General features: G+C 68.4%; 20 protein-coding genes and 2 tRNA genes. 16 read left to right on the top strand and 6 right to left on the bottom strand.

Annotated features, from left to right (window positions below):
* Window positions 1-73: 73 nt before the first annotated feature.
* On the bottom strand, window positions 74-1594 hold the full coding sequence (locus tag ACIQD6_RS32000; protein ID WP_401889370.1) for an amino acid permease: 1521 nt from the start codon (window positions 1592-1594) through the stop codon (window positions 74-76).
* A 212-nt stretch (window positions 1595-1806) separates the two neighbouring features.
* Here ACIQD6_RS32000 and ACIQD6_RS31995 point away from each other — a divergent pair, with 212 nt between their 5' ends.
* Together ACIQD6_RS31995 and ACIQD6_RS31990 are read left to right on the top strand one after the other, a co-directional pair.
* Entirely contained in the window at window positions 1807-2295 is a 489-nt protein-coding gene (locus ACIQD6_RS31995) for a ribose-5-phosphate isomerase (protein ID WP_401889367.1), read from the top strand.
* 137 nt (window positions 2296-2432) lie between these two features.
* Entirely contained in the window at window positions 2433-3242 is an 810-nt protein-coding gene (locus tag ACIQD6_RS31990) for an Fpg/Nei family DNA glycosylase (protein ID WP_401889363.1), read from the top strand.
* Between the two features lie 4 nt (window positions 3243-3246).
* On the opposite strand, the gene ACIQD6_RS31985 is transcribed toward ACIQD6_RS31990, so the two are convergent.
* Entirely contained in the window at window positions 3247-4482 is a 1236-nt protein-coding gene (locus ACIQD6_RS31985) for a GNAT family N-acetyltransferase (RefSeq protein WP_401889361.1), read from the bottom strand.
* Between the two features lie 106 nt (window positions 4483-4588).
* Between ACIQD6_RS31985 and ACIQD6_RS31980 the strand changes: the two genes are divergently transcribed.
* On the top strand, window positions 4589-5734 hold the full coding sequence (locus ACIQD6_RS31980) for a PP2C family protein-serine/threonine phosphatase (protein WP_401889359.1): 1146 nt from the start codon (window positions 4589-4591) through the stop codon (window positions 5732-5734).
* Between the two features lie 174 nt (window positions 5735-5908).
* Here ACIQD6_RS31980 and ACIQD6_RS31975 read toward each other — a convergent pair whose 3' ends face one another.
* Window positions 5909-7129, bottom strand: a complete 1221-nt coding sequence (locus ACIQD6_RS31975; protein ID WP_401889357.1) for a cation:proton antiporter — start codon at window positions 7127-7129, stop codon at window positions 5909-5911.
* 319 nt (window positions 7130-7448) lie between these two features.
* Window positions 7449-8801 (bottom strand): acyltransferase family protein, encoded by a 1353-nt coding sequence (locus ACIQD6_RS31970; protein ID WP_401889356.1) that lies wholly within the window; start codon window positions 8799-8801, stop codon window positions 7449-7451.
* A gap of 462 nt (window positions 8802-9263) precedes the next feature.
* On the opposite strand from ACIQD6_RS31970, the gene ACIQD6_RS31965 reads away from it, so the two are divergent.
* Window positions 9264-9458: a hypothetical protein gene (locus tag ACIQD6_RS31965; protein WP_401889354.1), complete on the top strand. Its 195-nt coding sequence runs from the start codon at window positions 9264-9266 to the stop codon at window positions 9456-9458.
* Window positions 9459-9638: 180 nt separating this feature from the next.
* Here the strand turns inward: ACIQD6_RS31965 and ACIQD6_RS31960 are convergent.
* Window positions 9639-9712: transfer RNA gene (locus ACIQD6_RS31960), tRNA-Gly, on the bottom strand.
* 153 nt (window positions 9713-9865) lie between these two features.
* Here ACIQD6_RS31960 and ACIQD6_RS31955 point away from each other — a divergent pair.
* From ACIQD6_RS31955 to clpX, 5 genes are all read left to right on the top strand, one after another.
* A tRNA-Pro gene (locus ACIQD6_RS31955) sits at window positions 9866-9942 on the top strand.
* A 172-nt stretch (window positions 9943-10114) separates the two neighbouring features.
* The gene (tig, locus tag ACIQD6_RS31950; RefSeq protein ID WP_401889352.1) at window positions 10115-11575 is read left to right on the top strand and encodes a trigger factor; all 1461 of its coding nucleotides are present in this window, start codon (window positions 10115-10117) and stop codon (window positions 11573-11575) included.
* 441 nt (window positions 11576-12016) lie between these two features.
* Entirely contained in the window at window positions 12017-12622 is a 606-nt protein-coding gene (locus tag ACIQD6_RS31945) for an ATP-dependent Clp protease proteolytic subunit (RefSeq protein WP_401889488.1), read from the top strand.
* Between the two features lie 58 nt (window positions 12623-12680).
* Window positions 12681-13355, top strand: coding sequence for an ATP-dependent Clp protease proteolytic subunit (locus ACIQD6_RS31940; protein WP_401889350.1), 675 nt, complete (start codon window positions 12681-12683; stop codon window positions 13353-13355).
* A gap of 225 nt (window positions 13356-13580) precedes the next feature.
* On the top strand, window positions 13581-14873 hold the full coding sequence (clpX, locus tag ACIQD6_RS31935) for an ATP-dependent Clp protease ATP-binding subunit ClpX (RefSeq protein ID WP_401889348.1): 1293 nt from the start codon (window positions 13581-13583) through the stop codon (window positions 14871-14873).
* A 112-nt stretch (window positions 14874-14985) separates the two neighbouring features.
* Here the strand turns inward: clpX and ACIQD6_RS31930 are convergent, their stop codons facing one another.
* Entirely contained in the window at window positions 14986-15951 is a 966-nt protein-coding gene (locus tag ACIQD6_RS31930; RefSeq protein ID WP_401889346.1) for a hypothetical protein, read from the bottom strand.
* A gap of 137 nt (window positions 15952-16088) precedes the next feature.
* Between ACIQD6_RS31930 and ACIQD6_RS31925 the strand changes: the two genes are divergently transcribed.
* The 7 genes from ACIQD6_RS31925 to mreD all read left to right on the top strand — a co-directional run bounded on the left by ACIQD6_RS31925 (window position 16089) and on the right by mreD (window position 24405).
* Entirely contained in the window at window positions 16089-18710 is a 2622-nt protein-coding gene (locus tag ACIQD6_RS31925; protein WP_401889344.1) for a valine--tRNA ligase, read from the top strand.
* Window positions 18711-18882: 172 nt separating this feature from the next.
* Complete coding sequence (locus tag ACIQD6_RS31920) at window positions 18883-20397, top strand: bifunctional folylpolyglutamate synthase/dihydrofolate synthase (RefSeq protein WP_401889342.1); 1515 nt, start codon at window positions 18883-18885, stop codon at window positions 20395-20397.
* Window positions 20398-20402: 5 nt separating this feature from the next.
* Window positions 20403-20774, top strand: a complete 372-nt coding sequence (locus tag ACIQD6_RS31915; protein WP_401889341.1) for a DUF4233 domain-containing protein — start codon at window positions 20403-20405, stop codon at window positions 20772-20774.
* A gap of 98 nt (window positions 20775-20872) precedes the next feature.
* A complete protein-coding gene (gene ndk, locus ACIQD6_RS31910) occupies window positions 20873-21286 on the top strand; it encodes a nucleoside-diphosphate kinase (RefSeq protein WP_401889338.1) in 414 nt (137 codons plus the stop codon).
* Window positions 21287-21539: 253 nt separating this feature from the next.
* Window positions 21540-22559, top strand: a complete 1020-nt coding sequence (locus ACIQD6_RS31905) for a rod shape-determining protein (RefSeq protein WP_030352375.1) — start codon at window positions 21540-21542, stop codon at window positions 22557-22559.
* A 101-nt stretch (window positions 22560-22660) separates the two neighbouring features.
* Entirely contained in the window at window positions 22661-23725 is a 1065-nt protein-coding gene (gene mreC / locus ACIQD6_RS31900) for a rod shape-determining protein MreC (protein WP_401889335.1), read from the top strand.
* Window positions 23726-23736: 11 nt separating this feature from the next.
* A complete protein-coding gene (gene mreD, locus ACIQD6_RS31895) occupies window positions 23737-24405 on the top strand; it encodes a rod shape-determining protein MreD (protein ID WP_401889332.1) in 669 nt (222 codons plus the stop codon).
* Window positions 24406-24479: the final 74 nt, after the last annotated feature.

Genomic DNA, 24479 nt, shown 5'->3' with positions numbered 1-24479 from the left:
GCATAACCTGACAGTTTCCGTCAGGTTATGACCACGGTTATGACCGCTCTCTTCGTGTCAGGGTCCGGTCCGTTCACGTCCGGTCTGTCGCCTCGGCTTCGACCTGCCCGGTCGGTGCCGCGTCCCGGCGCTCGCCGGACGCCTGTCCCGGCACCTGTCCCGGTACCTCGGCCGCGGCCTTCTTCTGGCGGGATTCCCGTACCAGCGAGATGCCCACCACGATCGCCGCCACCAGCAGCGACAGCAGCACCTGCTCCCGGCCGGCGTCATCGGTGAGCATGTAGACCAGGATGAACGAGATCATCGCGATGGTCGCCCAGGTCAGATACGGGAAGAGCCACATCCGTACGACCAGCTTCTCCGGCGCCTCGCGCAGGATGATCCCGCGCATCTTCAACTGCGTGAAGCAGATGACCAGCCAGACGAACAGCGCCACGGCACCCGACGAGTTCAGCAGGAACGCGAACACGGTGTCGGGCCACTGGTAGTTGAAGAAGACCGCGACGAAACCGAAGAGGACGGACGACAGGATCGCGGCCTGCGGCACGCCACGCGAGTTCGTCCGGGCGAAGGCCTTGGGCGCGTCGCCGCGACGGCCGAGCGAGAAGGCCATCCGGGACGCGGTGTAGAGGCCGGAGTTCAGACAGGACAGGACGGCCGTCAGCACGATGACGTTCATGACCTGACCGGCGTGCGGGATCCCGATGGAGTTGAGGGCCGCGACGTACGAGCCGTCCTTGGTGATCGACGGGTCGTTCCAGGGGAGCAGCGTCAGCACGACGAGGATCGAGCCCAGGTAGAAGACGGCGATCCGCCAGATCACGCTGTTGGTTGCCTTGGCGACGGCGCGCTGCGGGTCCGAGGACTCACCCGCCGCGAGCGTGACGATCTCGCTGCCCATGAAGGAGAAGACGACCATCAGGACACCGGTGAGTATCGCGCCGGGGCCCTTGGGCAGGAATCCGCCGGAATCCGTGAGATGCGCGAAGCCCGCGCCCGGATTGTCCGATCCCGGCAGCAGCCCGAACACGGCCAGCAGACCGATGACGACGAACGCGGCGATCGCCACGACCTTGATCCCGGCGAACCAGAACTCGAACTCGCCGTAGGACGCGACGGATCCGAGGTTCGTGGCGGTCAGTACGACCATCACGATCAGCGCCCAGGCCCACTGCGGTACGGCGGGGACCCAGCCCTCCAGGATCTGCGCGCCCGCGGTCGCCTCGACCGCCAGCACGACGACCCAGAAGAACCAGTACAGCCAGCCGATCGAGAATCCGGCCCAGCGCCCCAGCGCGCGGTCCGCGTAGGCGGAGAAGGACCCTGAGCTCGGCTGCGCGGCCGCCATCTCGCCGAGCATCCGCATCACGAGCACGACCATCGCGCCGACCAGCGCGTACGACAGCAGAATGGCCGGCCCGGCGGCGGCGATGCCGGAACTGGATCCGACGAACAGGCCGGCCCCGATCACACCGCCGATCGCGATCATGGACAGATGACGGTTCTTGAGACCGGCCTGGAGGCCGTCGGAGGACTGAGTGTCCCCGGATTCACCGGGAGTTCTGTCCTCGGTTGAGGGGGGCAGGGAGGCCATGCAGGTGTCCTTACGTTTGCAGTCCGCTCGGCGGGGCGAGCTCCCCGCATTGAAGCCGCCGTTCCCCGGAATGCGGAAGGGAATATTCCGTATCTTTACCTGAAGACGGTTGCGGGGACGTTACTCGACGGGTCACGTGAATGCGGAGCCCCGACCCGCTGACCGATACCCAGCCACACGCCGACCACACCACGCGTGCCACACTTCGCCCCATGCGCGTGTACCTCGGTTCCGACCATGCCGGCTTCGAACTCAAGAACCACCTTGTGGAATGGCTCACAGCCCACGGCCACGAGCCCGTCGACTGCGGTCCCCACGTCTATGACGCCGAGGACGACTACCCGCCGTTCTGCCTGCGCGCCGCTGAGCGCACGGCGGCGGACGCGGACAGCCTCGGCATCGTGATCGGCGGCTCCGGCAACGGCGAGCAGATCGCCGCGAACAAGGTCAGGGGAGTGCGGGCCATCCTCGCGTGGAGCGAGGCGACGGCGGCCCTCGGCCGTGAGCACAACAACGCGAACGTCATCTCCGTCGGCGGCCGGATGCACACCCGCGACGAGGCGACCTCCTTCATCGAGGTCTTCCTGAAGACGCCGTACTCCGGAGTGGAGCGCCACTCACGCCGGATCGAGATGCTCTCGGCGTACGAGACGACGCACGAGCTGCCGCCGGTCCCGGCGCACCACCCGCGGCAGGACTGACAGCCCCGGTTCACTCTGTGCCGCCGGGCCCGGCCCGGGTCCGGCGGCACAGCCATGCCGCATCCGGCCGCCCCGGCCGTCTGAAGATCTGCGGCCGTCTGAAGACCTACGGCCACCTGAACACCTACGGAGACACCGTGCCCGAGGGGCATACGATCCACCGCCTCGCCGAGGACCACCTCGACCGCTTCGGCGGCCGGCCGGCCCGGGTCAGCAGCCCGCAGGGCAAGTTCGCCGACAGCGCGGCACTCCTCGACCGCCGTGTCCTGGCGGACGTGGACGCCCACGGCAAGCACCTCTTCCTCGGCTTCGGCGACCACGGCTGGGTCCATGTCCACCTCGGTCTCTTCGGCAAGCTGGGCTTCGGTAAGGCCCCGGCTCCGCCGCCCACCGACACCGTCCGCCTCCGGCTGCTCAACGACGACCACTACGCGGATCTGCGCGGCCCGACCACCTGCGCGCTGATCACCGCCCCGGAGAAGCAGGCGATACACGACCGCCTGGGCCCGGACCCGCTGCGCCCCGAGGACGACGGCGAGAAGGCCTGGGACCGGATCTCCCGGTCCCGTACGACCGTGGCCGCCCTGCTCATGGACCAGAAGGTCATCGCCGGAGTCGGCAACGTCTACCGCGCCGAGGTGCTCTTCCGCGGCGGCATCGACCCGTACCGCGCGGGCAAGGACCTCACCCGCCGGGAGTGGGACGTGATCTGGGCGGATCTGGTGGCGCTGATGCGCGAGGGCGTACGGCACAACCGGATCGACACCGTCCGCCCCGAGCACACCCCGGAGGCGATGGGCCGCCCGCCGCGCGTCGACGACCACGGCGGCGAGGTCTATGTGTACCGGCGGGCCCGGATGGCCTGCCACCTGTGCGGTGCCGAGATCCGTACGGAATCCCTCGCGGCCCGCAACCTCTTCTGGTGTCCGGGCTGCCAGCGCCACTAGAGGCCTAGAATCCGTGCGGCAGCCAGGGCGCGAGGTCCGACGCGAAGGCGGCCGACGCCGCCGTCAGCGCGCCGGGGCGCACCTCCGCGACCCGCCCCGCGCGCGCCAGCGCGGTCAGGGACACCCCGCCCAGATACGCGGCGCCCAACTCGTTGACGGACAGCGCCAGATCGGGCCGATCGGCGGTGCGCTCGCAGGACGCGCCCTCGGTGTCGCCGGACAGCCGCCAACGCCCCTCGTTCCAGGGGCAGAAGGAGTCCTTCACCTCCAACACCACGTCCAGGGGCGCCCGGTACGTACGGGCCGCCAGCGCCGCCCCCACCTCCACCGGCCGCAGATGCAGCGAGTCCCGCAGCCCCGGACCACACCGCCGGACGTCGGAGACCAGGTACTGGAACGGGTCGTCCACCGGCCGGTCCTGCGCCCGGATCGTCGAGGTCAGATCGACCCCGAACAGGAAACGCCAGAGCTCCGCGTACGCCACCGGGTCCAGCGCGTACAGATCCCGCAGTTCGATCACGCCCTTGGGGCCCGACGCGTCCCATTGCGGCCTGTTGTGGAAGAGCGTGAACCCCACGACCTCGCCGTGCCGTTCGGCCAGCACACACTGGAGCGGCGACATGCCGTCCTTGGCCGGCTCGCCGTCCACGACGGGCATCCGCTCCCAGCCGGACCGACGGGCGAGCATCCCCGGCCGCTCGGCGACCTCCGCCGCGTACACCGCCTCGCACGCGTCCCGTACGGCCGGGTCATCCGGTTTCACCCGACGAAGACGTACATCACCGGGCCCTTCGGGTACCGAGATCCGCACCCGGGCCGTGTCGATCTCGGCCGAGAGCCGCTGGGTCGCGACGCCGTATCCGTACCGTCCGTAGATGACCGGCTCGGACGCCACCAGCACGGCGAGAGGCTCACCCCACGTGCGGACGTCGTCGAGTTGGCGCCGCATCATCGACGTAAGTAACCCGCGCCGCCGGTGGGTCGCCGCCACGCTCACCATCGTCACGCCGGCCGCGGGCACCCCCGCGCCGCCGGGGACGGTGAGCCGGAGGCTGAACGCCCCCGTGGTGCCTACGCATTCGTCCCCGTCCCAGATCCCGATCGAGCGGTCGAACTCGGTGAGGTCCCGGTACAGCGCGCGCTCGGCCGCCGGCTTGGCGAGACCTCCGAAGGCCAGCTCGAACGACCTGTGCCAGCGGTCCCATTCAGGTGGTTGCAAGACCCGCAAATCCGTAGTCATATGCCATCAGTACCAGGCGTGCACGGGCGAGGCGACCCGATTTCGAACGCAATGTCACGGGGGTCCCCCTGCACGGTGTGCACGCGGATCGGTAAGGTCCACAACAATGGCCGGCGTCGCGCGAGCGGATTCGTACTCGGCCCGGATGCGCAAGGCGCTGCACCGGGTCCGTACCGGCGTGCGCAAATCCGGGGTCGACTACTTCCGCGGTGACGGCTCCGACTGGATCGCGCTCGTCGGCCTGCTGCTCACCGTCCCGGCCATCGCCCTCACGACGATCGCCATACCCGTGTGGTGCGCGCCCTCCGCGCTCGTCCTCCCGATCGTGGCCGGCGGGCTGCTGCTGCGGCCTTCGAGCCTGCTCAGCCTGTACGCCGCCGCGGCGGCCGCACTGATCATCGAGTCGATGGTCCTCGGCCCGTACCCGGGAGGCCCCGGCCGGGTCACCCCCGGCACGGTGCTGGTGGTGGCCGCCTGCGGACTCTTCGGACTGCTGATAGCCCAGTTCAGAGCCCGGGTCGGGGTGCCGTGGCGGCGCGGCGGGACGATGCTGTTCGATCTTCGTGAACGTATCCGGGTCCAGAGCGCCCTGCCCCGCCTCCCGGAGGGCTGGCACCGCGAGATGGCGCTGCGCCCGGCCGGCGGCCAGTCCTTCTCCGGCGACTTCGTCGTGGCGGCCCGTACGAACGGCGACCGCACGCTGGAAGTCGTCCTCACCGACGTCTCCGGCAAGGGCATGGACGCGGGCTCCCGCGCCCTCCTGCTCTCGGGCGCGTTCGGCGGCCTCCTCGGCTCGCTCCCGCCCCACAGCTTCCTCCCGGCGGCCAACGGTTATCTGCTCCGGCAGAACTGGGAGGAGGGCTTCGCCACCTCCATCCACCTCGTCCTCGACCTGGACTCGGGCGACTACGAACTCCTCTCGGCGGGCCACCTCCCCGCCCTCCAGCTCCACGCGGGCAGCGGACGCTGGGAGGAGAAGTCGGGCGAGGGGCCGCTGCTGGGGGTCTACGACGGAGCCCAGTTCGACCCGGTCAAGGGCTCCCTGCGACCCGGCGATGTGCTGATGCTCTTCACGGACGGCCTGGTCGAGGCCCCGGGCCGCGACCTCGGCGAGGGCATCGACCGCCTGACGGGCGAGGCGGACCGTTATGTCACCCCGGGCTTCGAGGGCGCGGCCTGGCACCTGATCGAGGCGGTGGCGAAGGACGTGAACGACGACCGGGCGCTGCTGTTGATCTGCCGCGCGGCCTGACGTCGACAGTGGCTCACCGGCTGCGGTGAAGCGGCCGGTGACAGTGAAATGGCCGCGACGTTCTGCGCGCCGGGTGACCGAGTGACGGGCGGAACGCCGCGGCCGGGGAGCGGCGCTGGGCGGTGTGGTGTGCGTAGGCCTGGCAAGGATGCGAGGGGAGCGAACGTAACGGATTCAGGTCGTCGCCGGTGCCGCCTCTCGTGAGGAATCGCCTCCCTCGGGGGCGCCACGGCCGTCTCCGTCACCACCGCCGTCCTTGCCGCGGCCCGGCAGGATGCGGGCCAGCACGTGCGAGCGGCCGGCGGCCAGCGGGCCCAGGACCGCGAGGACCAGGACGTACCCCGCGATGAACGGGGCGAGCCGCTTGTCCAGACCCGCGCCCGCCGCCATGGTGGCGAGGATCAGGGCGAACTCGCCCCGTGCCAGCAACGTGGTCGAGATGTTCGCCGCCGGCCCGGAGCCGAAGCCGAAGATCCTGGCCGCGGACACTCCCGCCGCGATGTTCATCACGAGCGTCACGACCACGGCCGCGAGTACGGGCCACAGCACGGTCGGCAGATCGCCCGGGTTGATCGACAGACCGAAGGCGAAGAAGAAGATCGCGCCGAACGCGTCGCGCAGTGGGTGGACGAGCTTACGGATCCGGTCGCCCGACGTCGTACCGCCGAGCATGAGGCCGACCATGAACGCGCCGATGGCGTCCGCGACCCCGAACCACTCGGAGACACCCGCCACGAAGACGGCGATCCCGAGGAAGGAGATGACCAGCAGCTCGTCGTCCTTGGTGGCGACGAACCGGCCGACGACCCTTGTCCCGTACCGCGCGGCGAGCGCGAGCAGGAGCAGGAAGCCGAAGGCCTTGCCGCCGTCCATCAGGGCGGCGGAGAGGCTGTCCGCACCCGACAGGATCGGCTGCAGAGCGGCGAGATAGAGAGCCAGGAAGATGTCCTCGACGACGATGATGCCGAGGATCGGCTTGGTCTCCGGGTTGCCGATACGTCCCAGGTCGACCAGGACCTTGGTGACGATCGCGGACGAGGAGATGCCGAGGACACCGGCGAGCACCAGCGCCTCCGACGTGCCCCAGCCGAGGGCGAAGCCGAAGCCGAGGCCGGCGCCCACGTTCAGCGCGAGATACGTACCGCCGGCGAGGGCCATCTTCCGGCCGCCCGCCTTGAGGTCGTCCAGATGGAATTCCAGGCCCAGGTAGAAGAGCAGCAGCACCAGGCCGAGAGCGGAGAGCATCTCCAGGTCGTGCGGGTCGGAGACCAGCACGATGCCGGGGGTGTGCGGGCCGAGGAGGATCCCGGCCAGGATGAACAGGGGGATGGTGGGCAGTTCGATACGCCCGCCGAGTCGGGCGAGCACGGCGGCGGCGAGGAAAGCGCCGCCCATGGCTATGAGGGTCTCTGCGTGTCCGATGGGATCGTTCCTCCGTTAAGTCAAGAGAGCGTCAAGGAACCGTCAGTAATTAGTTTACCAAAGGATTATCTGACGACCCGTCAGTCAGTGCTCGCGACGACTCCACCAGGGGTTCTGTGGGGCGACAGGTGGAGTCGGACGCATACCGTGTCTCACTCGGACCGAGGTCACTCCGGCTCAGGAGCCCGCCTCGCGCACAGCGCGAATCCCGGGCCGCCTCGTCGTGCTGGACGAGGCGACCCGGGATTCGTGGTGCTGGGAAGTACGCGCCGGACGCGTCAGTCGCTGGGGCTTACGAGCGGGACGCCGAGGTGGCGGCGGCGGGTACCGGCTCGGGGGCGGGTGTCCGGGCGGGCGAGTCCGGGGCGGCGATCGGAGCCACGACCGGCGTGGCGCCCGCTTCCTTCGTCGCAGTCGCAGTCGCAGTCGCAGTCGCTGTCGCTGTCGCCGTCGTCCGGGCGGAAGCCCGGGCCGGGGCCGGGGTCGGCGCCTCGTCCCGCGTGAACGCCCACTTCATCTCGGGCTCGGTCGCGAAACGCAGCAACCGCCGTACGGGAGGCGAGCACAGCGCCGTCACCGCGACGGCGGCCGCGAGGGACAGGACGACCTTCCCTGCGGGCTCCTTCAACCAGGGGTAGGTGTCGAAGACCCCGGCGAACTTGGCGCCCTTGATCAGGAATCCGTGCAGCACGTAGCCGCAGATCGTGCCCGCGCCCAGTGCGGTGAACCAGGTCCGGCGCCCCGGCACCCAGGCCAGGAATCCGGCCGTGAGCAGCAGGGAGCAGCCGAAGAGCGCGAACGTCATCACGGGCCCCGCCCACCAGGGGGAGTCCAGCTGCTGGGCGCTGGTGTTGTGGTAGAGCCAGCCGTTGCGCATCCGGGTCGCGGCCCAGTACGAGAACGCCAGCGCGCCGGCGAACAACGGTACGGCCAGCAGCCGTACTTCGCGCCGTCGGACCATCTGGAAGTGCTCGGGCTTGAGGCACAGACCCACGACGAAGTACGGCGCGAACTGGAGTACGCGCTGGAGGTCGAGGTCCTCACCGATGCTCGGGGTGAGGGAGGCGAGCGAGGCGATGACGAGCGAGACCGCCAGCGGGTGGCGCAGGGAGCGCCAGAGCGGGGTGGTCAGCCGCCAGACGAACAGCGCGATCAGGAACCAGGTCAGGTACCAGGGGTCGATCAGGCTGATCGGATGGTCGGGAGTGTCGTCCGCGTACCGCTTGAAGAGCGAGTAGGCCGTCTCGAAGACCACGTACGGCACGGCGATGCCGGTGATCATCCGCTTGATCTGGTGCGGGCGCGCGGTGAAGCTCCGCGAGAAGTAGCCGGAGATGACGATGAAGGCCGGCATGTGGAAGCTGTAGACGAGCAGGTAGAGCGCTTTGGTGGCCCGGCTTCCGTCCATGACGGGTTCCCAGGAGTGCGCCACGGCCACGAGAACGATCGCCAGGTACTTGGCGTTGTCGAAGAACGCGTCTCGCCTGGTGGACGTCGGAGGGCGATCCGCCGCCGACTTGGCCGAAGGCCGACCGGTCGGCGTCGGCGTGTCGGCCACCACGGGCCGAGCCGTTCCGGTGGTGGGCTCCGGCTCCCCGATGCGCGGGGACGGGGACGTCTCATATCCATGTGGCGCCTGGAACATTTGAGGCACCCTAGCCCTGCTTAACGCAATTCGTAAAACCTCCTGGCCAGGTAGGAGATTCGAATCTGAAACCGCCGACAACCGGGCGCTATGCGCCAATTAATCGGTACTAAATGGTGCATAGCGGCAAGCTGTGCCCTGTGTTGTCACGCCCGGTCAATTGTGTCCCCGGCCACCACGTCACCACTGCGGAGAATGATCTGTGAATGAACTGTGTGCCCCCTGAATGGGGTGGCTCGAATTCACGTCCGTATTTATCGGCCGGATGGCATGCCCCGCACGCGCGAGACGCGTGTGAGCCCCGGCATGCAGGGTGTGGGGCTGGCGTGATTTCGACGGCGATGATTCGTCACCGGGGGCCACATGCGGGGATGTTGATGGCACGATGGTTCTGAACGGGGTGTCCGACGTCGTGCGCTCCGGTCGCTGGGCCAGTCGGACCGACCGAGGGTGTGATCAGTAGTGGCTATTTCACTGTCTGTGGTGCTTCTGTTGGCGATCATCCTCGTGGTGTTCATCCGCGGCGGCTCCCTCAAAGCCGGACCCGCGATCGTCGCGATCCTGTTCGGCTTCTTCCTCGCCTCCACCAACATGGCGCCGTCGGTGAACAGGTTCCTCAACTCGATAGCCGAGACGATCAACCAGATCAGTTTCTGACGGATCGGCTTCCAACGCCCTTACCGGTCATGGCATCAGCTACCGGTCACGGCATCAGTCGCGGTCCCGGTCCTTCTGGCTCTGCGGGGCCGTGTGGGAAACATCGGGTCGGGTGGGAAAGATCCAGGAACGCCTCCGGCCCGACCGGTGGCGTACGCACACGGATCGGGCCGGAGGTCATGGAGCGGGCGACGGGAATCGAACCCGCGTAGCTAGTTTGGAAGACTAGGGCTCTACCATTGAGCTACGCCCGCACACTGCGCGCCGCAGGTCATGCGACCCGGGCACGGACAACATCGTAGCGGGTCCAGGCCGTTCACCGCACACCCGTACAGACGGAGTGCGCGGGTGCCCGGTAAAGGGGCCGACGCGGGGCCCGCGGGCATGTACCCTACGTGTCGCACCGACGGGGTGTGGCGCAGCTTGGTAGCGCGTCCGCTTTGGGAGCGGAAGGTCGTCGGTTCGAATCCGGCCACCCCGACCAGCAATCAAGATCACGTTGTGGGCCTGTTCCTGCTTGCGGTTACTATGCAAGTTGCGTGCCCGCGTGTCTGAAGAGTCTCTGAAGATCTGAAGAACCGGGCCGATTCGCTGGGGCCGCCGCGGTGCGGCGGACACAGCAGAACCCCAGAATCAGCCACCAAGGAGACCGAACCGTGAAGAGCGCCGTGGAGACCCTGAACCCGACTCGGGTTCGGCTCACAGTCGAGGTGCCCTTCGAGGAGCTCAAGGACAGCCTCGACGCGGCGTACAAGAAGATCAACCAGCAGGTCACGGTGAAGGGCTTCCGCAAGGGCAAGATCCCGGCCCGCGTCATCGACCAGCGGTTCGGGCGTGGTGCTGTGCTGGAGGAGGCCGTCAACGACGCCCTCCCGAAGTTCTACACCGACGCGGTCAACGAGGGCGAGCTCAATGTCCTCGGCCAGCCCGAGGTCGACATCACCGAGCTCAAGGACGGCGAGCTGCTGGCCTTCACCGCCGAGGTGGACATTCGTCCCACCATCGAGATCCCGGACTACTCGGGTATCGAGGTCACTGTCGATGCCATCGAAGTCACCGACGAAGAGCTTGAGAAGTCCGTCGAGCAGCTCCGTGACCGCTTCGCCTCCACCAACCCGGTCGAGCGCGCCGCCGCCGAAGGCGACGTCGTGACGATCGACCTGGAGGCCAAGGTCGACGGAGAGGTGCTGCCCGACGGTGTCGCGAGCGCCGTGCAGTACACCATCGGTTCCGGCGAGCTGCTCGACGGCATCGACGAGGCCGTCACCGGCCTGGAGGCCGGCGGCGAGGCCACCTTCACCTCAGAGCTGAAGGGTGGCACCGCCGAGGGCAAGACCGCCGAGGTCAGCGTCAAGGTCACTCAGGTCGCCGCCCGTGAGCTGCCCGAGCTGGACGACGAATTCGCGCAGATGGCGAGCGAGTTCGACACCATCGAGGAGCTGAAGGCCGACAGCCGCAAGCGCCTTGAGAGCTCGAAGCAGTACGACCAGGCCACCCAGGCCCAGGAGCGCGTCCTCGACGAGCTGCTGAAGCTGGCCGAGGTCCCGATCCCCGAGAAGCTGCTCGCGGACGAGATCAACACCCGTAAGCACAACCTGGAGCACCACCAGCTCGGTCAGATGGGCCTCGACCTCGCGAAGTACCTGGAGATCCAGGGCAAGACCGAGGAAGAGTTCGATGCCGAGACCAGGGAGCAGGCGGTCAAGGGCATCAAGACCCAGTTCATCCTCGACGAGCTGGTCAACAAGGAGAAGCTGAACGTGAACCAGGAGGAGCTCACCGAGCACCTCATGCGTCGCGCGCAGTCCTCCGGCATGTCCCCCGACGAGTTCGCCAAGGCGGTCGTCGAGGGTGGCCAGGTGCCGATGCTCGTCGGCGAGGTCGCCCGCGGCAAGGCGCTCGCGGTGGTCGTCGAGGCCGCCAAGGTCGTCGACACCAACGGTGAGCCGGTGGACCTCGATGACGACGAGGACGAGACCGCCGAGACGGTCGAGGCCTCCTCCGACGCGGACGCCACCGAGGCCGAGGCCGACGCTCCCGCCGAAGCCGCCACCGAGGCCTCCGGCGAGGCCACGTCCGACAAGGCCGAGGGCAAGGGCGACAAGACCGAGGCCTGAGCGGTCTCGTTCTGATCGCGAGTCGCGAGGATCCGACCGCGAGATCCGACCGTGAGGATCTGACCGCATGGATCTGATCATGAGGATCCCGCGGATCGCGTGGATCGTAAGGACGGGCCCCGGACGCGACATGCGCCCGGGGCCCGCCCCGTCCCGCTCCGGACACATGTGGGCAGGGCGGTGGAGAGCCCAACGCAGGGCGGCGGAGGGCCCCAGCGGGCTCACGGGCCCGCCGAGCCCTCGTACGGGCCCGCTGAGGCCCGTACGAGGCCCCAACTACCTTGCGCTCCCAGCGAACAGCAACGGAAGCGGGATGGCGCCCGCCGACCAGCGCGTTAGGGTCCATGAATACGAGGGCAGGGGAGTCTCCCGTCCCCGGTACGAAGACGCTGAGACGGCCAAAGCCGTCAGAGACGAGCAGGTGTATACGTGACGAATCTGATGCCTTACGCCGCCGGTGAGCCGTCCCTCGGTGGTGGCCTCGGCGACCAGGTCTACAGCCGGCTGCTCGGAGAGCGGATCATCTTCCTCGGCCAGCAGGTCGACGACGACATCGCGAACAAGATCACGGCGCAGCTTCTCCTCCTCGCGGCAGAGCCCGAGAAGGACATTTTCCTTTACATCAACAGCCCGGGTGGCTCGGTGACGGCCGGTATGGCCGTGTACGACACCATGCAGTACATCCCGAACGACGTGGTCACCATCGGTATGGGCCTCGCCGCTTCGATGGGTCAGTTCCTGCTGACCGGTGGCGCCGCCGGCAAGCGCTTCGCGCTGCCGCACACCGACATCCTCATGCACCAGGGTTCCGCCGGCCTCGGTGGCACCGCCTCCGACATCAAGATCCAGGCCGAGCAGCTTCTCCGTACGAAGAAGCGCATGGCCGAGATCACGGCCCGCCACAGTGGTCAGTCCGAGGAGACGATCATCCGCGACGGTGACCGCGACCGCTGGTTCACCGCCGAGGAAGCCAAGGACTACGGCATCATCGACGAGATCATCTCCGCTGCTTCGGGTGTTCCGGGCGGCGGCGGCACGGGGGCCTGAGCAGTACGGTCCCGCATCAGCCGGCCCAGCCCACCACACGCCACAGGAACGCCACAGGATGGTGAACACCCACATGAACATCAACGCCGCGAGCGGCCTTTACACCGGCCCCCAGGTGGACAACCGTTATGTCGTCCCGCGCTTCGTGGAGCGCACCTCGCAGGGCGTGCGTGAGTACGACCCGTACGCGAAGCTCTTCGAGGAGCGCGTGATCTTCCTCGGGGTGCAGATCGACGACGCCTCCGCCAACGACGTCATGGCGCAGCTGCTCTGCCTGGAGTCGATGGACCCGGACCGCGACATCTCGATCTACATCAACAGCCCCGGCGGCTCGATGACGGCCCTCACGGCCATCTACGACACGATGCAGTTCGTGAAGCCGGACATCCAGACCGTGTGCATGGGCCAGGCGGCCTCGGCCGCCGCCGTACTGCTCGCCGCCGGTTCCCCCGGCAAGCGGCTCGCCCTGCCGAACGCGCGCGTGCTGATCCACCAGCCGTCCAGCCAGACCGGTCGTGAGCAGCTCTCCGACCTGGAGATCGCGGCCAACGAGATCCTGCGGATGCGCGCTCAGCTGGAGGAGATGCTGGCGAAGCACTCCACCACGCCGATCGAGAAGGTCCGCGACGACATCGAGCGCGACAAGATCCTCACCGCCGACGACGCGCTCGCGTACGGCCTGGTCGACCAGATCGTGTCGACCCGCAAGACGACGGCCGCTGCGGCCGCCTAGGGCGTACAGGGCGTCGCGGGCCAGGCGGGACTTTTCACAACGCGCCCTGGACGCCCGCTGCCCGGCCAGGCGCCCCTGGCGCGGGACACACAGGTCGTCATGGAGTCCACGACCATGTGAACCGCGCCAAGGGGGGCCCGAACCGAGGCCCGGGCAAGGTACCGTCGGATATGAGGCACAGGAGCCGCTGAACCAAGCTGCTCCCAGGCGAAGGGGAAGCACCTCGTGGCACGCATCGGTGATGGCGGCGACCTGCTCAAGTGCTCGTTCTGCGGGAAGAGCCAGAAGCAGGTGAAGAAGCTCATCGCAGGTCCCGGTGTGTACATCTGCGACGAGTGCATCGACCTCTGCAACGAGATCATTGAGGAGGAGCTCGCCGAGACCTCCGAAGTGCGGTGGGAGGAACTGCCCAAGCCGCGCGAGATCTACGAGTTCCTCGAGGGGTACGTCGTCGGGCAGGAGCCCGCGAAGAAGGCCCTCTCGGTAGCGGTCTACAACCACTACAAGCGCGTCCAGGCCGGCGAGAACGGCGGCGGCTCCGGACGCGACGACGCGATCGAACTCGCGAAGTCCAACATCCTGCTGCTGGGCCCCACCGGCTCCGGCAAGACGCTCCTCGCGCAGACGCTGGCGCGCATGCTGAACGTACCGTTCGCCATCGCCGACGCGACGGCGCTCACGGAGGCCGGCTATGTCGGCGAGGACGTCGAGAACATCCTGCTCAAGCTGATCCAGGCGGCCGACTACGACGTCAAGAAGGCCGAGACCGGAATCATCTACATCGACGAGATCGACAAGGTCGCCCGCAAGAGCGAGAACCCGTCGATCACCCGCGATGTCTCCGGCGAGGGCGTCCAGCAGGCCCTCCTGAAGATCCTGGAGGGCACCACCGCCTCGGTCCCGCCGCAGGGCGGACGGAAGCACCCGCACCAGGAGTTCATTCAGATCGACACGACGAACGTGCTCTTCATCGTGGGCGGCGCCTTCGCCGGCCTGGAGAAGATCATCGAGTCGCGTGCGGGCGCGAAGGGCATCGGCTTCGGCGCGACGATCCGCTCGAAGCGCGAGATCGAGGCGAGCGACCAGTTCCAGGAGGTCATGCCGGAGGACCTGGTGAAGTTCGGGATGATCCCGGAGTTCATCGGCCGCCTCCCGGTCCTGACCTCGGTCCACAACCTGGACCGTGAGGCACTGCTCCAGATCCTGGTCGAGCCGCGCAACGCGCTGGTGAAGCAGTACCAGCGCCTCTTCGAACTCGACGGTGTGGAGCTGGACTTCGACCGCCCGTCGCTGGAGGCCATCGCCGACCAGGCGATCCTGCGCGGCACGGGCGCGCGCGGTCTGCGGGCGATCATGGAAGAGGTCCTCCAGTCGGTGATGTACGAGGTCCCGTCCCGCAAGGACGTGGCCCGCGTGGTCATCACGGAGGAAGTCGTGCACTCCCACGTGAACCCGACGCTGGTCCCGCGCGAGCCGAGGATCATCAAGAACGACGGCCGCCACGAGAAGTCCGCGTAGCGGTAGTAGCGGTCGCGGATAACGCGTACGTACGCCACAGGGGCGCCCGACCGGGCGCCCCTGTGGCATGTACGGCATCCACGGATTCGGTTGTCCGACCGTGACTACGTGACTACTTGACCTCGACGCGCACTTCGTCGCGCAGCTTGGCCGCCTGCGTGGCCGCGTCTTCGAGAGACATGCTCTTGCCCGTGAGGATGGCTCCGGCGTCCGAGGACCCCGTGTACACCAGGGTGCTGTGGTCGGCCCAGATACACATCGGCACGGTGAAGCTGCCGGGACCGCCCGCGGCGGCGCCCGCGCCGGTCATCGTCAGCTTCATGTTCTGGCACTTCAGCACGCCGTTCTCGAACCCGGCGGGCGTGAACTCCTGGGGCTCGCCGACGAGTTCGGGCGCCTCTTCGCCACTGCTCGACTTCTCGGAGTTCTTCTTCATCTCCGCGAACATGGCATCGACGACCTTCTCCGGGTCCTCGATCTGACCGTAGAAGCCCGAGAAGTTGAGCGTCTTCTGGGTGGCGCCCTCACCGGCCGTGTAACCGGCGCCGGTCTGAGTGGCGTCGGTGACCCCCCACTTCTTGGCCTCCGCGGCGTCGCTGTCGCTCATGCCGTTGCTGCCCGAGCCGCTGCCCTTCGTGTACGCGCCGTCGAGCACGGTCGCGGGCGTCGTCAGCTTGTACGTCTTGCCGTCGTCCGCCACCGAGCTACTGCCGCCGCCGACCAGGAAGTACGCGCCGCCCGCGATCACCGCGAGGGCCACGACGCAGACTCCGACGACGAGGCCCGTCTTCTTCTTGGGAGCCCCGGCCGGAGGGGGCGGCGGGTACTGGCCGCCGTAGGGGGGCTGCTGGCCGTACTGCGGCTGCTGCGGCTGTCCGTAGGGGCCGGGCTGGCCCTGCTGCGGGTAGCCGTACCCGGGCGGCGGCGGGGGACCCTGCGGCGCCTGCTGCGGGTAGCCGTAGCCGGGCTGCGGCGGCTGCTGGCCGTACGGACCAGGCTGCTGGGGCGGCTGCTGACCATACGGTCCGGGCTGCTGGGGCGGCTGCCCACCGTACGGGCCCGGCTGGTTGTAGCTCATCTGGTCATGTCCCCTCGTAATGTTTATGCGCTTCGAACATCCTGACGGAAGGAGCGAGCGCCCCGGTCATCGGGGGCCGCACCGTTACCGAACATCTCGTTTCAATACGGGGCTGTGACACCTCTAAACTGAACCGCGTGACCGACAACGCTCAGCAGCAGCCAGCCAGCAACCCCGAACTGCCGACCCAGTACGTTCCGGCCGAGGTGGAGGGGAAGCTGTACGAGCGCTGGGTAGACCGCGGTTACTTCGAAGCGGACGCCAAGAGCGGCAAAGAGCCGTACGCCGTCGTCATCCCGCCGCCGAACGTCACCGGCAGCCTGCACCTCGGGCACGCCTTCGAACACACACTGATCGACGCCCTCACCCGCCGTAAGCGCATGCAGGGGTACGAGACGCTGTGGCAGCCCGGGATGGACCACGCGGGCATCGCCACGCAGAACGTGGTCGAGCGCGAACTGGCCAAGGAGGGCAAGTCCCGCCACGACCTGGGGCGCGAGGCGTTCGTCGAACGCGTCTGGCAGTGGAAGGACGAGTCCGGCGGGCAGATCTCCGGACAGATGCGGCGGCTCGGGGACGGTGTCGACTGGTCGCGTGAGCGCTTCACGATGGACGAGGGCCTGTCCGAGGCCGTCCAGACCATCTTCAAGAAGCTGTACGACGACGAGCTGATCTACCGCGCCGAGCGCATCATCAACTGGTGTCCGCGCTGCCTCACCGCGATCTCCGACATCGAGGTCGAGTACCAGGACGACGACGGCGAGTTGGTCTCGCTGAAGTACGGCGACGGTGACGACTCCGTCGTCGTCGCGACGACGCGGGCCGAGACGATGCTCGGTGACACGGCGGTCGCGGTCCACCCCGACGACGCGCGGTACGCGCACCTCGTCGGCAAGCGGATCAAGCTGCCGCTCACCGACCGTACGATCCCGGTCGTCGCGGACGAGCACGTCGACCCGGAGTTCGGCACGGGCGCGGTCAAGGTGACCCCGGCCCACGATCCGAACGACTTCGAGATCGGCCGCCGGCACGACCTGCCGAACATCGCGGTCATGGACGAGCGGGCCGTCATCACCGTGCCGGGTCCCTTCGAGGGGCTCGACCGGATGGAGGCGCGCGCCGCGATCGTCGCCGCGCTGCGGGCCGAGGGCCGCATCGTCGCCGAGAAGCGTCCGTACACGCACTCCGTCGGACACTGCTCGCGCTGCAAGACGACCATCGAGCCCCGGCTGTCCATGCAGTGGTGGGTCAAGGTCGGGCCGCTGGCCAAGGCCGCCGGTGACGCCGTCCGGGACGGACAGGTCAAGATCCACCCGGCGGAGATGGAGCCCCGCTACTTCGCGTGGGTCGACAACCTCCGCGACTGGTGCATCTCGCGCCAGCTGTGGTGGGGCCACCGCATCCCCGTCTGGTACGGGCCGGACGGCGAGGTCGTCTGCGTCGGTCCCGGTGACGAGGCGCCCACCGGTGACGGCTGGACGCAGGACACGGACGTCCTGGACACCTGGTTCTCGTCCGGGCTGTGGCCCTTCTCCACGCTGGGGTGGCCCGAACAGACCCCGAGCGTCGAGAAGTTCTATCCCAACTCCGTCCTGGTCACCGGCTACGACATCCTGTTCTTCTGGGTCGCCCGGATGATGATGTTCGGCCTGTACGCGATGGACGGCACCCCGCCGTTCGGCACGATCGTGCTGCACGGCATGGTCCGCGACCAGTTCGGCAAGAAGATGTCGAAGTCCTTCGGCAACGCGGTCAATCCGCTGGACTGGATGGACACATACGGCTCGGACGCGGTCCGCTTCACCCTCGCGCGCGGCGCCAACCCGGGTGTCGACGTGCCGATCGGCGAGGACTGGGTCCAGGGCTCCCGGAACTTCGCCAACAAGATCTGGAACGCCACGCGGTTCGCGATGATGAACGGCGCGACCGTCGAGGGCGAACTGCCCGACGCGGCCGACATGTCCGCCACCGACCGGTGGATCCTGTCGCGGCTGAACGCCGTGGTCGCCGAGGTCGACGCGTACTACGAGGACTACCAGTTCGCGAAGTTGTCGGACGCGCTCTTCCACTTCGCGTGGGACGAGGTCTTCGACTGGTACGTGGAGCTGTCCAAGACCGCGTTCTTCGCGGGCGGCGAGCCCGCGAAGGTCTCCGGACGCGTCCTCGGCGAGGTGCTCGACGTCACCCTGCGGCTGCTGCACCCGATCGTCCCCTTCGTCACCGAGACCCTGTGGACCACGCTCACCGGCAAGGAGTCGGTCGTCATCGCCGACTGGCCGGCCGACAGCGGATTCCGCGACCCGGCGGCCGAGCGCGAGATCGAGCACCTCCAGCAGGTGATCACCGAGGTCCGCCGGTTCCGCTCCGACCAGGGGCTCCAGCCCGGCCAGAAGGTCCCGGCCCGGCTGGACCTGACGGGTACGTCGCTCGCGGCGCACGAGGCGGCCATCCGCCAGCTGCTGCGCCTCCAGCCGGAGGGCGAGCCCTTCCACGCGACGGCGACGCTGCCGGTGTCGGGGGCGACCGTGGCCCTGGACCTGTCCGGCACGATCGACGTCGAGGCGGAGCGCAAGCGCCTGACGAAGGACCTGGGCGCGGCGGAGAAGGAGAAGGCGCAGGCGACGGCCAAGCTCGGCAACGAGGCGTTCCTCGCGAAGGCCCCGGACAACGTGGTCGACAAGATCCGCGGCCGGCTCGCCAAGGCGGAGGCGGACATCGAGCGCCTCACCGCGCAGGTGGCGAACCTGCCCCAGGGCTGACGGACCCGGGCTTACGGGACCTGTCCCAGGGGCCGCGGAGCCCTTACGCGGCGTTCGTGTGTACGAGATCGATCCCTCCTGACCGCGCTGGTCAGGAGGGATCGACGCACTGGTGAGGGCCTTCGGAGGCGGGGGCCGATCCGCTGTCGGTGGTGCTCCGTAGACTGGTCACGTGAGCGAGCCCCGTCCTTCCGACCAGCCCGGCGAGTACGACGACTTCGATGAGATCGTCGACGCCGAGACCGACCGAGACCCCGACCTCGCGGTGATCGAGGCCGGCAGCCGCACCCTGCGCGCCCAGGCCGGGCCCGTACAGGGTGACGGTGTTCCGGACCGTCCCGAGGACCCCGAGGTGGACAAAGCGCTGCGCGCCGTCGAGCAGGAGCTCGCGGGCCGCTGGGGCGAGACCAAGCTGGAGCCGTCCGTCGCGCGGATCGCGGCGCTGATGGACGTGCTGGGGGACCCCCAGCGTGCCTACCCGTCGATCCACATCACCGGCACCAACGGCAAGACGTCCACGGCCCGCATGATCGAGTCGCTCCTCGGCGCCTTCGAGCTGCGCACCGGCCGGTACACCAGCCCGCACGTCCAGTCGGTGACCGAGCGGATCAGCCTGGACGGCGCCCCGGTCTCCGCCGAGCGGTTCGTCGAGACGTACGCGGACATCAAGCCGTACATCGAGATGGTCGACGGCATGCAGGAGTACCGGCTCTCCTTCTTCGAGGTGCTGACCGCCATGGCGTACGCGGCCTTCGCAGACGCCCCGGTGGACGCCGCGGTCGTCGAGGTCGGCATGGGCGGCAGCTGGGACGCGACGAACGTCATCGACGGCTCGGTGGCCGTCGTCACCCCGATCGATCTGGACCACACGGACCGGCTCGGGTCCACACCCGGCGAGATCGCTCTGGAGAAGGCCGGCATCGTCAAGCCGGGCGCGACGGTGATCCTGGCGCAGCAGCCGGTGGACGCCGCCCAGGTGATGCTCAAGAAGGCCGTCGACGTGGACGCGACCGTCGCGCGTGAGGGCATGGAGTTCGGGGTGGTCGCCCGCGAGATCGCGGTCGGCGGCCAGCTGCTGACCCTGCGCGGCCTCGGCGGTGAGTACGAGCAGATCTTCCTCCCGCTGTACGGCGCCCACCAGGCGCACAACGCCGCGGTGGCGCTCGCCGCCGTGGAGGCGTTCTTCGGTATCGGCGCGCAGCACGCCCGCAAGCTGGACCTGGACACGATCCGTACGGCGTTCGCCGCGGTCTCGTCGCCCGGCCGCCTGGAGATCGTCCGGCGCTCGCCGACGGTGGTGCTGGACGCCGCGCACAACCCGGCCGGGGCCCGCGCGGCCGCCGACGGCATCACGGAGTCCTTCGGCTTCAGCCGGCTGATCGGGGTCGTGGGAACCAGCGACGACAAGGACGCCCGGGGCGTCCTCGAAGCGCTGGAGCCGATCTGCGCCGAGCTGGTCGTCACACAGAATTCCAGCCATCGCGCGATGGACGCGGACACGCTGGCCGGTGTCGCCGTCGAGGTCTTCGGCGAGGACCGGGTCCAGGTCGAGCCGCGCCTGGACGACGCGCTGGAGGCGGCGATCACGCTCGCCGAGGAAGAGTCCGAGTTCGCCGGGGCCGGGGTGCTGGTGACCGGTTCCGTGATCACGGTCGGCGAGGCCCGGCTGCTCCTGGGGAGGCGCTGAATCCGATGCGTACGCTCTGTGCGTCGACCTTGATCGGTGAATTCTTTGTGATCGGTTTCGCCGGGCTGGTCGCCATGAAGTCGGACGACCTGCCGGTGAACACGGTCTGGACGGTCTGCGGCGTCGCCATGCTGGTGTCGCTGCTGCTCTGCGGGATGATCACCCGCCCCGGTGGGCTGCAGCTCGGCTGGGCGCTCCAGATCGCGCTGATCGCCAGCGGTTTCGTCGTCCCCACGATGTTCTTCCTCGGCGCCGTCTTCGCGGCGCTGTGGTGGGCGTCGATCCACTACGGCCGCACGATCGACGAGGCGAAGGCCCGCTGGGCGGCCCTGGCCGAGTCGGAGGACACCGACGCGGGGCAGCCCCAGGCGGGCTAGGACCTGTCCGGAAAGGGTCCGGGTGCTGCCGGCTCGGAGGGCCCCGGTAATCTCCACTCCACCGCACCCGTTCGCCTGCCTGCAAGGAGCCGCACACCATGTCCCAGCGCACTCTCGTCCTCCTCAAGCCCGACACGGTCAGGAGGAAGCTCGTCGGTCAGGTCATCGGCCGTATCGAGAGCAAGGCGGGCTGGACCATCACCGCGCTGGAGCTCCGCACGCTCGACCAGGACACGCTGGAGCAGCACTACGGCGAGCACAAGGGCAAGCCCTTCTACGAGCCGCTGGTCGAGTTCATGGCTTCCGGGCCGGTCGTCGCGCTCGTCGTCGAGGGCGAGCGGGTCATCGAGGGTGTTCGCGCGCTCGCCGGCCCGACTGACCCGATCGCCGCAGCGCCCGGGTCCATCCGGGGGGATTTCGGTACCATCGTCCGGGAGAACCTCATCCATGCCTCGGACTCCGAGGAGTCCGCCATTCGGGAACTGAAACTCTTCTTCCCGGGACTTTCCTGACCGAGTGTCAGCCAAACGGAGCTGATGACCTGGGGCGACCGAAGGAATTCGGTCGCCTTTGGGTATATGTGAGCCGCTTCCGGGAACGCATCGCACCGACACTTCGTCACCCTTACTGAGGTGGGCCACCGCGTCGTCGGCGTTCCGACGGCACTACGATGGGAGCCTCCAAACCGCAGCACCCACCTCGCCATCCTGAAAAGTCGCCAATGCTCGATTTGGGAAGGCCAGACGCATCCTCATGGGGAACAACATGTCGTTCATCGGCCGTGACATGGCTGTCGACCTCGGGACCGCCAACACGCTGGTGTACGTCAGGGGCCGGGGGATCGTACTCAACGAGCCGTCCGTGGTCGCCATCAACACCAACACGGGCGGCATTCTCGCGGTCGGCGCCGAAGCGAAGAAAATGATCGGCCGGACGCCGGGCAACATCGTTGCCGTCCGGCCGCTGAAGGACGGCGTGATCGCCGACTTCGAAATCACCGAGCGCATGCTGCGCTACTTCATTCTCAAGATCCACAAGCGGCGCTATCTGGCCCGCCCGCGGGTCGTCGTCTGCGTTCCCTCCGGCATCACGGGCGTCGAGCGCCGTGCCGTCATCGAGGCATCCACCCAGGCCGGCGCGCGCCAGGTGCACATCATCGAGGAGCCCATGGCCGCCGCCATCGGTTCCGGGCTCCCCGTCCACGAGGCGACCGGGAACATGGTCGTCGACATCGGCGGTGGCACCACCGAGGTCGCCGTCATCTCGCTCGGCGGCATCGTCACGGCGCAGTCGATCCGGGTCGCCGGCGACGAGTTGGACAACGCGATCATCCAGCACATCAAGAAGGAGTACTCCCTCCTCCTGGGTGAGCGGACCGCCGAGAGCATCAAGATCACCATCGGTTCGGCGTACGACCTCGACAAGGACGAGCACACCGAGATCCGCGGCCGTGACCTGGTCTCCGGCCTGCCGAAGACCGTGGTGATCTCCGCGGCCGAGGTCCGCAAGGCCATCGAGGAGCCGGTCAACGCGATCGTCGACGCGGTGAAGACGACGCTCGACAAGTGCCCGCCCGAGCTGTCCGGCGATGTCATGGACCGCGGGATCGTGCTCACCGGTGGCGGCGCCCTGCTGCGCGGACTCGACGAGCGGCTGCGCCGGGAGACCGGGATGCCCATCCATATCGCCGAGGACCCGCTGGACTCAGTGGCGCTCGGATCCGGTAAATGTGTCGAAGAGTTCGAGGCTCTCCAGCAGGTACTGGACGCACAGCCCCGCCGGTGACGGAATATCCGAATCCGTCGTACGGGCCCTCAACTTCCCGTACGGCGGATCGTTGATATACAGGCAGAATCATTCCTACGAGGAAGGCACGGCCGCCGCACGTGAGGGACACACGAGAGAGCCGTTTGCTCCTGGTGCTGCTGATCGCCATCGCGTTCGCGCTGATCACGGTGGATATCCGTGGGGGTGAGGAATCCCCGGTCGACGGCGCGCGGCGGGCGGCCGCGACGGTCTTCGGCCCGGTGGAAAACGGCGTAGCCTCCGCCGTCAATCCGGTCGGCAATGCCATAGGAGCCGTACGGGACTCCGGCGCGCGGCACAATCGCATCGCCACTCTCCAGCGCGAGAACATCGCGCTCAAGCAGCGGCTCGGCAGCGACGACCGCAACCGCAGCCGGGTGCGCGAACTCGACAAGATGCTCCACAAGGCGGGCGCGGGCCAGTACGGGATCAAGGGCGCCGAGGTCATCGCCATAGGGGCGGCCCAGGGGTTCTCCTGGACGGTCACCATCGACGTCGGCGCCAACGACGGCATCACGCGCGATATGACGGTTCTCAACGGTGACGGTCTGGTCGGCCGTGTCACCACCGTCGGCCCGAACACCGCGACCGTACTGCTCGCCAACGACCCCGACTTCACCGTCGGTACGCGCATGGAGAGCTCCGACGAACTGGGCTTCGCCACCGGTCAGGGCGACCGCCCGCTCTCCGTCCAGCTCCTGAACGGCAAGGCGAAGATCAAGAACGGCGACCGGCTGGTCACCTTCGGATCCAGCAGGGACAAGCCCTTCGTACCCGGAGTCCCGGTCGGCGAGGTCGTCCGGGTCGACCCGTCCGGCGGTGACCTGACCCGGAACCTTTACGTACGCCCCTTCGTCGGCTTCACCAAGCTGGACATCGTCGGTGTCGTGGTCGAGGCCCCCCGGGAGGACCCGAGAGACACGGTCCTGCCGCCCAAACCCAAGGCGGAGCCCACACCGACCGTCACCGTCACGGTCACCCCCTCGCCGGAGGCCGACGCGGACCCCAACGCCGAAGGCGAAGCGGCCGGTAATCCCAATGCCGACGTGAACGCCGTCGACCCCAACGCGAACGCCAACGGCAACGCCGATGCGGCCGGCAATGACGATGCCGCCGGCAACGGCCAAGCAGACGAGCAGGAGTAGGGCTGATCCCCATGCGCTTCAACCGGATTCTGCTCTCGACCACACTGGTCGTGGTAGCCCTGGTCATCCAGGTGTCCGTGCTGGCCCGGTTGCAACTCCCCGGTGCCGTCCCCGACCTGATGCTTCTCGTCGTCCTCGCCCTGGCCTTCGTGTACGGGCATGTCAGCGGCGCCCTCATCGGATTCGGCGCCGGGCTGCTGGCCGACCTGGTCCCGCCCGCCGATCACGCCGCGGGCCGCTACGCCCTGGTGCTCTGTGTGATCGGCTATCTGGCCGGGCTAGCCCGCCCCGAGAAGGGGCAGATGAGATCGGCACTCGGCCCGATGACCGCGGTCGTCGCCGCCGCGCTCGGCTCGACCCTGCTGTACGCGAGCGTGGGCGCCCTCGTCGGTGACACCGCCGCCCGCCATGTCGGTCTCGGCAGCCTGCTGTTCACCGCGGCGGTCTACGATCTGCTCCTCGCGCCGTTCACCGTGCCACTGATCATGGCCCTGGCCAGACGCGCGGACAACGATCCGCTGGCCGAGACCAACAGCGGCAACGGCGGCGATGTCGCAGCCGGCTGGCTCACCTCCGGCACCGGCCTGCGGATCGGCGGCCAGCGCGGCGGGCTGCGGTTGAAGGCGGCCAAGAACCGCGCGGCACGAGCCGGACGGATCAAGGGGGTCAAGCGACTGTGACACCGCACGACCCGGTGCCGTACGCGGACCGCCCTCCGCGCGCGGCCCAGGCACCGTCCGCCCGTACCGCCCGG

The organism is Streptomyces sp. NPDC088400, from assembly GCF_044753355.1.
Lineage (GTDB): Bacteria > Actinomycetota > Actinomycetes > Streptomycetales > Streptomycetaceae > Streptomyces.
This window is presented reverse-complemented; position numbering and strand designations above follow the sequence as displayed.

Coding starts and splice junctions, on each gene's coding strand:
- ACIQD6_RS32000 (WP_401889370.1), bottom strand. CDS start 1,594: ATGGCCTCCCTGCCCCCCTCAACCGAGGACAGAACTCCCGGTGAATCC.
- mreD (WP_401889332.1), top strand. CDS start 23,737: ATGCGCTTCAACCGGATTCTGCTCTCGACCACACTGGTCGTGGTAGCC.
- ACIQD6_RS31980 (WP_401889359.1), top strand. CDS start 4,589: ATGGCCGGCGTCGCGCGAGCGGATTCGTACTCGGCCCGGATGCGCAAG.
- ACIQD6_RS31995 (WP_401889367.1), top strand. CDS start 1,807: ATGCGCGTGTACCTCGGTTCCGACCATGCCGGCTTCGAACTCAAGAAC.
- ACIQD6_RS31940 (WP_401889350.1), top strand. CDS start 12,681: ATGGTGAACACCCACATGAACATCAACGCCGCGAGCGGCCTTTACACC.
- ACIQD6_RS31970 (WP_401889356.1), bottom strand. CDS start 8,801: ATGTTCCAGGCGCCACATGGATATGAGACGTCCCCGTCCCCGCGCATC.
- ACIQD6_RS31985 (WP_401889361.1), bottom strand. CDS start 4,482: ATGACTACGGATTTGCGGGTCTTGCAACCACCTGAATGGGACCGCTGG.
- ACIQD6_RS31915 (WP_401889341.1), top strand. CDS start 20,403: ATGCGTACGCTCTGTGCGTCGACCTTGATCGGTGAATTCTTTGTGATC.
- ACIQD6_RS31975 (WP_401889357.1), bottom strand. CDS start 7,129: ATGGGCGGCGCTTTCCTCGCCGCCGCCGTGCTCGCCCGACTCGGCGGG.
- ndk (WP_401889338.1), top strand. CDS start 20,873: ATGTCCCAGCGCACTCTCGTCCTCCTCAAGCCCGACACGGTCAGGAGG.
- ACIQD6_RS31930 (WP_401889346.1), bottom strand. CDS start 15,951: ATGAGCTACAACCAGCCGGGCCCGTACGGTGGGCAGCCGCCCCAGCAG.
- ACIQD6_RS31945 (WP_401889488.1), top strand. CDS start 12,017: ATGCCTTACGCCGCCGGTGAGCCGTCCCTCGGTGGTGGCCTCGGCGAC.
- ACIQD6_RS31905 (WP_030352375.1), top strand. CDS start 21,540: ATGTCGTTCATCGGCCGTGACATGGCTGTCGACCTCGGGACCGCCAAC.